General features: G+C 60.9%; 5 protein-coding genes and 1 pseudogene. 2 read left to right on the top strand and 4 right to left on the bottom strand.

Going from position 1 to position 4,157, the window contains the following annotated elements:
* A partial coding sequence (locus ACK5L9_RS06470) for a TniQ family protein (RefSeq protein WP_416910647.1) occupies positions 1–882 on the top strand: 882 nt, incomplete at its 5' end.
* A complete protein-coding gene (locus tag ACK5L9_RS06475) occupies positions 882–1,304 on the top strand; it encodes a hypothetical protein (RefSeq protein WP_416910648.1) in 423 nt (140 codons plus the stop codon). The genes ACK5L9_RS06470 and ACK5L9_RS06475, both read left to right, overlap by 1 nt.
* Here ACK5L9_RS06475 and ACK5L9_RS06480 read toward each other — a convergent pair.
* From ACK5L9_RS06480 to ACK5L9_RS06495, 4 genes and pseudogenes are all read right to left on the bottom strand, one after another.
* Positions 1,276–2,233 (bottom strand): IS630 family transposase gene (locus ACK5L9_RS06480; RefSeq protein WP_416910649.1). Its coding sequence is split into 2 segments (ribosomal slippage): positions 1,276–1,890 and positions 1,892–2,233, totalling 957 coding nucleotides; the frame shifts between segments, so codons are not numbered across the junction. The genes ACK5L9_RS06475 and ACK5L9_RS06480 overlap by 29 nt on opposite strands.
* 65 nt (positions 2,234–2,298) lie before the next feature.
* Positions 2,299–3,111, bottom strand: coding sequence for a nucleotidyl transferase AbiEii/AbiGii toxin family protein (locus tag ACK5L9_RS06485; RefSeq protein WP_416910650.1), 813 nt, complete (start codon positions 3,109–3,111; stop codon positions 2,299–2,301).
* 14 nt (positions 3,112–3,125) lie between these two features.
* Positions 3,126–3,791, bottom strand: coding sequence for a DUF6088 family protein (locus ACK5L9_RS06490; RefSeq protein WP_416910651.1), 666 nt, complete (start codon positions 3,789–3,791; stop codon positions 3,126–3,128).
* A gap of 120 nt (positions 3,792–3,911) precedes the next feature.
* Positions 3,912–4,157, bottom strand: a pseudogene (locus ACK5L9_RS06495) (transposase); the annotation flags it as partial.

A 4,157-nucleotide genomic window follows, 5' to 3' on the forward strand; every position in this document is an offset into this window, starting at 1 on the left:
AGCACGGATTTCTGCCGCGACATCGGGTTTCCTTACAAGGCATTGCTGCGCGGCGATCATGACGCCATCGAATATCTCGCGCGCCTCGCCGGATGCGATGCGGATGCGTTGGCGCGGGTCTCAATCCGCAACCTCGGGCGGAATGCCCTGCGCCTGCGCAACGAGGTGGCGACTACGCACACGCTGCATCGCTCGCGGATCCGCATCTGCCCGGATTGCATCCGGCAGGATGCAGGGTTGCCAGCGGAAGTCTGGCGCGCGCCCCGGCGTGTAACATGGCAGCTTGTTTCGATCCGGTCATGCCCGGTGCATAGCTGTGCCTTGATCCCCTTGCCGGCGGAAACATTCACCCTGCATGGCTATGATTTCGCGTCGCAAATTTACAAGTACTGGCAGCTGATTGAGCGAGCAGAACCCGTGCCGCAAGACCACACCGAATTTGAGGGATATCTCTGGCGCCGGGTCGCTGGCGAACGTGGTGAGGCATGGATCGACTGGCTTGAGCTGAATGTCGCCAGCCGCGCCTGCGAGGTCTTCGGTCTGTTGCGCGAACGGGGCGCCGACAGCAGGCTGAGCGGGCACAGCGAGACGGAATGGGCGCAGTTCGGCCAGTCGGGTTTCGAGGTATTCCGGCAGGGCGCGGATGCCTTGGCCGAGGAAATGGAGCGTATGCTGTCCCGCGGGGGAGTCGATCACCGGTTCTTCTCGCGGGTTTATGGCCCGTTCACCACATGGCTGAACGGTCGCGGTCTTGGCGACGAGTTCGAGCCGCTACGCGATATCGTGCGCCGCCGGATATTGGCCAGCTTCGCCGTGCGCAGGGGATTCTGGTGCTGGGGAAACCCTCGCCGGGAGGAGATCAGTGCGAGGACGCTGATGTGATGGCATTGGACGTTATGCCATCTGATCTACTGCATCTTATGCGACAGCGGGGCCTTGCGCATCAGCCCGATGATGGAAAGTGGTGCCCAAAGGGCTTTGTGACGTCGGCAATGGTCGAGGCGTTGCAGCGTGAATTGAGCGAGCTTGTCGATATGGAGGCGGCCACGCTGCTCGGGCTGTCGCGAGCAGGGCTGCTCACTCAGATTGAGGCTGGCATCATATCCCCAAGGCTGATTTCACAGGCTGGTGAGCCATTGTTCGACGGCGGAATGTTGCGATTGTGGAGCCGTCGGGCGGCATACGACGCGGCACACGCCAGCCAACATCATGGCAGTGAAGACGGCACGTTGCTGACCGTGACAGCCGCTACACAACGACTGGAGCGTTTTGCGATTAACCGTCACAGTACCCTGCTGCTTTGAAGAAGTTCCAGCATTCTTCGGGGCCGAAGAGGTCGCAGATTTCGCCGACTGCGTTCCATAGGGCATCAATGGTTCTGGCACCGATCCGCCTGAGATGGGCCTTGAGCTTGGCGAATGCCATTTCTATGGGGTTCAGGTCTGGCGAATATGGCGGCAGGTAAAGAAACCATGTGCCACGCGCCCGCAGAATGGCCTTGGCTTTCTCACTTTTGTGGGCGGCGAGGTTGTCCAGAATGACCACGTCACCCGGTTGCAGGGTCGGGGCAAGCTGGGTTTCGACATAGACCTCGAACGTTGCCCGGTTGATGGCGCCGTCGATGACCCAGGGCGCGGTCAGGCCGTCGCAGCGCAGGCCGGCGATGAAGGTCTGGGTTTTCCAGTGGCCGAACGGTGCCTCGGCGCGCAGCCGTTCGCCGCGCTTTGCGCGGCCCCGCAGGCGGGTCATCTTCGTGGTGGTCGCGGTCTCGTCGATGAACACCAGCCTGTGTGGCTCGGCCCGCATCCGGGGCTGGCGCAGCGTGACCCATTCGTGCCGCCGGGCGCGAACATCAGCGCGCCCACACTCGCTGGCCAGCAGCGATTTTTTTATATGAGAAGCCGGCCGCGTTCAGCAGCCGCGAGATCGAGGACGGGTGTGTCCGGTGGCGATGGGTCGCCTCCAGCGCCTCGGCCAACTCCCGCAGGGTGATGTCGGGGCGGGCCTCGACCAGCCCCGACAGATAGTCCCGAAACCGTGCCAACGCCCCAGATCCGGCCGGCCGCCCCTGCCGAGCCGGCGCGGTCGAGCCCGTCGCCCTGACCCTCTGGTCGAGCTTGATGGCAAAGCTTGCACTGACACCGAACCGGATCGCCGCGTCGCGCCGGGTATGGCCCGCCTCGACGTGCCGCTGAACCCTGTCCCTCAGATCGGAAGAATACGGTTTGCCCATGTGATCCACCTCCAATCATCGTGAATCACAAATCCGACCTTATGGGAATCCCAAGGATTCCCGTTTCACGCAAAACGCTCTAGAGCCAGATCGGCGACGGCCGAGGCGCCAACATCCGAGAGCAAGAGCGAATGCAGATCGTAGTAGTGTCGGGAAATCCGCTGACCGTCCTGGCGAAGCTCGCCGCGCCGCTCGAACCAGCTGCGCAAACCGTGAACAATCACGATCTTGTCCCAGAAGGTTCGCTCGGCATGGATCGTCATGACGTCAGGCACCCTGAGATCCAGTGCTTCGAGGTCGGCATCGATATAGGGAGCAATCGTGACTGGTCGGTTCGGATCGAGTGCGGATTTCGCGCCTGACTCGATCTTGATTGCGGCCTGCACATATCTGGTCTCAGATGCATCCACCCGCGGATACCAGACCAGTAAGGTCTGAGAAGTTGGATCGCTATCGTCGATCTCGACGCGACCCGCCCGACCTGTGTCGGCTGCCAGAATTTCGGAGACGGCCTCCAGAAGCTCTGTGGTGATATAGTGGCTGCAATCTGCTGCAATCGCGTCAATAGCAGCCTTCCGCTTCTTGTTGGAAAGTGCCGCGATCTCAGCAGTGCTCCTAGGGTGACCGAGGTCATCCCTGAAGACGGTTACGTCAATGTCCTCCGAGAACCGGTTGATCAGACCATAGGCCTTTGAGAGCGAAGTGCCACCTTTGAAGAGAAGTCGTGGGCCGCCCTCGGGCAGCCGATGGTAAAGGGTGTTGAGCGTCCAGCACACCCAGAAGTCTTTCTCGATGTTGACCAGGGGCGCACCGAGCCGCCGGGCCGTCGTGAGGAAGAGGTCAGCGCGGTCAGCGGGCTCCGCGCGGATGACTTCCAAGAACGCCTCTGTCGTCACGTGCTTCTCTCCGCACCTGCCAACATGATCGGTTTGCGCAGGATGTCCTGCATCCATATCGGCATGGCCGAGAGGCCGATGCGCAAGTCCTCGGTGAGGTTTCGCCCCCCATCACTATCGGTCAGGAGCTTTCGAATGGTCCGATCGACTTTCGAGCGCTCGGTCTCAGACCGCATGGTATCGTGGACCCAGTGCAGTGCCTGAACAAGATACATTCCAGGACGTCCCGCCCAGTAGAGTCGGCTGGGCGCAGCGTGTTTGAAGACGATTTTCTGGTTGCCCAGTTCGATGGGTTTCAGGCGGGCGTCGACCAGGACCTCGATCTTGGCTGGAACGGCATTTGTCAGTCCGAGCGTGTTGGCCGCGGTCATCCCGTCCACGACAAAGCGTGCCTTGTCACGCCGTGCAACAGCCTCGATGACAGCGCGATAATCCGGTGCCGACGGTTTGCCGGTCAGCTTGTTGAGCCGCGGCTTGTCATAGAGGCCGCGTTCGATACGGCGGAGCTCGCCGGACTTGGCTAGCCTCTGAAGGGCCTTGTCAACGGCCTCGCGCGAACCGGCATCCGCAAAATCTCCCGGCGTCCAAACCTTGGCAGGTTCGGCGCTGATCCGATCAAGGATCTGAGTGGGCAAAGCAGCAGGTGATCTAACATCCGTCATGTCCGAAGATTACCGCATTTTTCGGACATACGCGAGTCCGAAGTTTGCTACATATTTCGGACACTGAGTAATCAAAGCACCTGTCCTAGGGGGTAGCTACAGGAAGAGTCAAAGACCACACTACACGACTCCACGCTTTTTCCGGATTGATCGGGGCATTGCGGTCCATGGCTGAATTGCGCGGTCGATGTCGTATCGCAGCCGATTTCTCAGGGCATCGAAGCCGATCCGGAACCATGACTTTGCCGGGTATCCATGGGTCTTCCGGGACCTTGGCGCAGAGCCAGCGACGGCAACGGCGATCTTCGAACTCCAGGCGATGGCAATGGCCACGATGGCCAGCAGCAGTGACAACTTCCGGGGGCT

It is taken from the genome of Paracoccus sp. (in: a-proteobacteria) (genome assembly GCF_047973135.1).
GTDB lineage: Bacteria > Pseudomonadota > Alphaproteobacteria > Rhodobacterales > Rhodobacteraceae > Paracoccus.